Origin of the sequence: uncultured Anaerococcus sp. (assembly GCF_937934665.1) — a bacterium.
In the GTDB taxonomy this organism is placed as follows: domain Bacteria; phylum Bacillota; class Clostridia; order Tissierellales; family Peptoniphilaceae; genus Anaerococcus.
In genome coordinates this window covers 1-3,889 of record NZ_CALGYW010000031.1, presented here as the reverse complement: position 1 = coordinate 3,889, position 3,889 = coordinate 1, and the positions used below count along the sequence as shown (strand labels likewise).

Here is a 3,889-nt window from a genome sequence, read left to right as displayed (position 1 = left end):
GAGAGATCTCATGGTTATCTCTATCTAGGGTTCCGCGATTACACCGGTGATAAGTCTATATAATAAACATCTTAAACCTGCCGGAGTTTTCGCATAAATATAAAAAACATACATAATTAGCAATGTTACATTTCTTGTACCACGAACACACTGTACTCATATAGTTTCTAACTAATGACTTCTTTGGTCCAATAAAAATATATAATCTCACTCAAAAACTAATCTTGCCATAAGTTATAATATCAAACAGAACTTATCTTTCAGTCACAATGATATAATTTCTTTGCTTACCCACTTAAAAACTCCCCAAATCTTATGACTTGGGGAGTTTTTCTCTTATCTTAATAAATCTGACCTTACAAAACCGACTGTATTTTGATATTTGATTTTTGACCAAGCTACCCCGTCTTGGTAAACTTCTTCGATAAATTCTACCCTATTTCCTTGTGGGATGGATAGGATGAAGTTTTCCTCGTAGGTATTTGGTGTTTCTCTCATATTTACAAGTACTGTGGCTTGTTTGGTGTTTGCTTGATTTTGTTGAGGATTTTCAGGAGTTTGGTTTTCCTGGTTTTGTTGTTCTTCTTTATTTTCGTCAGCCTTTTCTTCTTCAGGCTTTTCTTTGTTTTCTTCCTCTTTTTTATCCTCGGCCTTTTCTTCCTTTTTCTCTTCAGGTTTGTCTTCTTCTTTCTTCTCTATATTATCAAAAACCGAATCAACCTTGACGTCTTTTTTCTCGTAGACTTCTGTTTCTTTATTACATGAGGCTAGGAGAATAATAGCCAGGAAGGATAAAAGTATTTTTCTAAATTTCATCTTTTTCTCCAAAAATTAAATATAGACTTCTTTTTTTCTACCATCTTTATATCATCATAAGAACTTGGGATATACTCATCAGCTATTATTTTGGCAGGGTTTACTTGGGATAAGGTATTAAACTTATCTTCCCCTATTATATCTATTATAGCTTTCTTTGACTTTCCTATCTCTGGACTCCTCCATTCTGATTGGTGGGAGTCTGTTGCTAGGATGTGGACCATATTTCTTTCAAGCATGGTCTTTAGGGTATCATCCTTGATCGATGAATAATTTGCCTGGATAAGGGCCCCCATCTTTATAAATTCTAATAGATAATCAATATTTTTTTTGACGTAGATGTATCTTTCAGCGTGGGCAATTATGGGTACCATCCCTTCTAGCTGGATATTGTAGATCAAGTCTTTTAAAAACATGGCAGGATTCATAAAGGGTAGCTCTAAGAGCACATACCTGCTATCAGCTAGGGTATTTAAGGTCTTATCCTTTATAAGCCTTAGGGTATTTGGTTCAACCTGAATTTCATGACCAGGATAAATCTTAAAATCAAGACCCTCTTTTGCGATTTCTTCATTTAAAATTTGAGTCTTATTTCTAATTTCTCCTGCATCAACCATATACCTTGACCTATCAAAGTGGCTAGTCGCTATTAGCTTGCTAAATCCATTAGCTATATAGAGCCTTACCATCTCCATGGACTCTTCAAGTGACCTTGACCCGTCGTCCACACCATAGATGATATGGCTGTGTGTATCAATCATTAATAATAGCCCTTGTAGTTAAATTCTTTGACATCTGCAAAAGTAAGGACAGCTCCTAGAACCTTGGCATTTACTTTCTTTAGATTGTCAAGAGCTTTTGCTACCTCTTCTTTTTTAGTCTTGTTAGACCTAATAGCAAAGACAATCCCATCACAATAGGTAGATACTATAGATGCATCTGTAAATAAGCCTACTGGAGGAGTATCTATAAAGACATAGTCAAACATATTAGACAGGTCATTTACCACACTTTTTACATGGTCAGACGCCATTATCTCAGCGGGATTTGGTGGTACTGGACCTGATAAGAGAATATGAAGATTTTCTTCACTAGGATCTTGTATTAGAGCTCTATCTATAGGGACCTTGCCCGTAATTACATTTGTAAGACCCACATTAGACTCAACACCAGACACCACATTTAGCTTCGGTGCTCTAAGGTCAAAGTCAAGAACGACGACCTTCTCGCCATTTTCCGCAAAGGACTTGGCTAGATTATAAATAACTGTAGTCTTACCCTCACTAGGTGTAGAAGATGTGATAGCTATTATTTTGTTTTTATTGTCTATATCAGAAAACTGGATATTGGTCCTTACTGAACGCATAGCCTCTTCATAGATAGACGCATTATAATAAGAATGTTTTTTGGCCATTTCTTCCTCCTACTTAAACTTCTTCCTATCAGGTATAAGACCTAAAACAGGTATATCAAACTCAGTTGTAATATCCTCAGATGTTTTTATCCTAGTATCGGATAATTCTTTGATCATAACTATAGCTACAGCAAGGATAAAGCCTAGTATAGCTCCTATAGCAGTATTTTTCATAACCTTAGGTGATGATGGCTCCTCTGGCAAAGTCGCCCCATCTAGGATCTGGACATTGTCCACATTCATAATATCGCCTATAGACTGTTTAAAAATATTAGCAGTCTCATTGGCTATATCCTGAGCTCTTTCTGGGATAGTATCAACTACCTTCACAGATATTATCTGAGTATCCTTCACAGGCTCTATAGATACCTTGTTAGAAAACTCCTCATAGTCCATATCTAGCCCTAGATTAGCTATAACCCTATCAGCTATACCCTTAGACTTTACAATCTCAGAATAAGTAGAAATAAGGGCCTTATTAGCATTAATTTGGCTAAGCTCAACTGCAGCTTGTGGATTATTAGGGTCGTTATTTTGATTAGAATTGCCAACAATCATAGTAGCGTTTGAATCATACTTAGGTGTGATGACAAACTTAGATAAGGCAAAACTACCTCCTCCTACTAAAATAGCGAGCAAAATCATCAAAGGCAGGTGCTTAATCAATTTTTTTGCAAGCTCAATTAAATCAATTTCTTGTTCGTTCATTTTTTCTCCTTGTTAATAGTAAATATAAAAATACACATATTCTCTTTATATTTTATACTATATTAGGCTAAATTTCAATATATGTCTTTAAAGATAATCCAAAATGCAACAATTTCTATTATATAATGCAACTGACTATTCTTCATTTAGGCATTAAAATTTAATTAAATAATAATGTTACATTTATAGTACCACGAATTCTTTTGACTAGTTTAATTAAATAGTCATACTTTATAATCAAAAATTTATTTCCCAACAACCACCTGAACCCACACCAACCTTCTCGAACAAATGTGAGAGATTTCATAGTTATCTCTATCTAGGGTTCCGTGATTACACCGGTATTTAGTTCATATGGTAATCTTCATGTTACATTTATACTACCATGAACAATCTGAGCTTAGTCTGTAATACATCCTTTGTCAAACATAAAAAATATTCGCTTCCATACTAAAACATAAACCCTCACCACTCATCTCGAACGAAGTGAGAGATCTCATGGTTATCTCTATCTAGGGTTTCGTGATTACACCGTTATTTAGCTTATATAATAATCTATATGTTACATTTATAGTACCACGAACATACTTAGCTTAGTCTGTTTAATAATACATCTGTCATAAAATATAAAATAATATTCATTTCCCAACCACCACCTGAACCTACACCAACCTTTTCGAACGATTGTGAAAGATCTCATAGTTATCTCTATATAATGATTCTTTAATTACACTGGTGTTTAGTTCATATGGTAATCTTCATGTTACATTTATAGTACCACGAGTACATTTGACTTTAATTCTTTCATATCAAAAATTAATTATGTAAATAAGATTCATAATCAGAATATAGCAATAGCTTAAAAATAATGTAATCGATGGTATTAAGGATTTTGGTTTGAATTTACCAGGTAGAAATAGTTACTGTGTACTCCTATGAGATATCATATGT

Annotated in this window: 4 protein-coding genes; all 4 read right to left on the bottom strand. The window is 34.1% G+C overall.

The genetic code is table 11. From position 1 onward, the window contains the following. Positions 1 to 336: 336 nt before the first annotated feature. From Q0410_RS01315 to Q0410_RS01300, 4 genes are read right to left on the bottom strand one after another with little or no spacing between them, the layout of a single operon-like run. A complete protein-coding gene (locus Q0410_RS01315) occupies positions 337 to 816 on the bottom strand; it encodes an SH3 domain-containing protein (protein WP_299032040.1) in 480 nt (159 codons plus the stop codon). Next, the gene (locus tag Q0410_RS01310; RefSeq protein WP_299032037.1) at positions 813 to 1,577 is read right to left on the bottom strand and encodes a tyrosine-protein phosphatase; all 765 of its coding nucleotides are present in this window, start codon (positions 1,575 to 1,577) and stop codon (positions 813 to 815) included. The genes Q0410_RS01315 and Q0410_RS01310 overlap by 4 nt, the downstream gene beginning before the upstream one ends. Next, positions 1,577 to 2,230, bottom strand: coding sequence for a CpsD/CapB family tyrosine-protein kinase (locus Q0410_RS01305; protein ID WP_299032034.1), 654 nt, complete (start codon positions 2,228 to 2,230; stop codon positions 1,577 to 1,579). Before Q0410_RS01305 ends, Q0410_RS01310 begins: the two co-directional genes overlap by 1 nt. Positions 2,231 to 2,239: 9 nt before the next feature. Continuing rightward, positions 2,240 to 2,938 (bottom strand): YveK family protein, encoded by a 699-nt coding sequence (locus tag Q0410_RS01300; protein WP_299032031.1) that lies wholly within the window; start codon positions 2,936 to 2,938, stop codon positions 2,240 to 2,242. Positions 2,939 to 3,889: the final 951 nt, after the last annotated feature.

What these genes read in the sequence shown, in the direction of transcription:
- Q0410_RS01315 (WP_299032040.1), bottom strand. Translation starts at nt 816, where the DNA reads ATGAAATTTAGAAAAATACTTTTATCCTTCCTGGCTATTATTCTCCTA.
- Q0410_RS01310 (WP_299032037.1), bottom strand. Translation starts at nt 1,577, where the DNA reads ATGATTGATACACACAGCCATATCATCTATGGTGTGGACGACGGGTCA.
- Q0410_RS01305 (WP_299032034.1), bottom strand. Translation starts at nt 2,230, where the DNA reads ATGGCCAAAAAACATTCTTATTATAATGCGTCTATCTATGAAGAGGCT.
- Q0410_RS01300 (WP_299032031.1), bottom strand. Translation starts at nt 2,938, where the DNA reads ATGAACGAACAAGAAATTGATTTAATTGAGCTTGCAAAAAAATTGATT.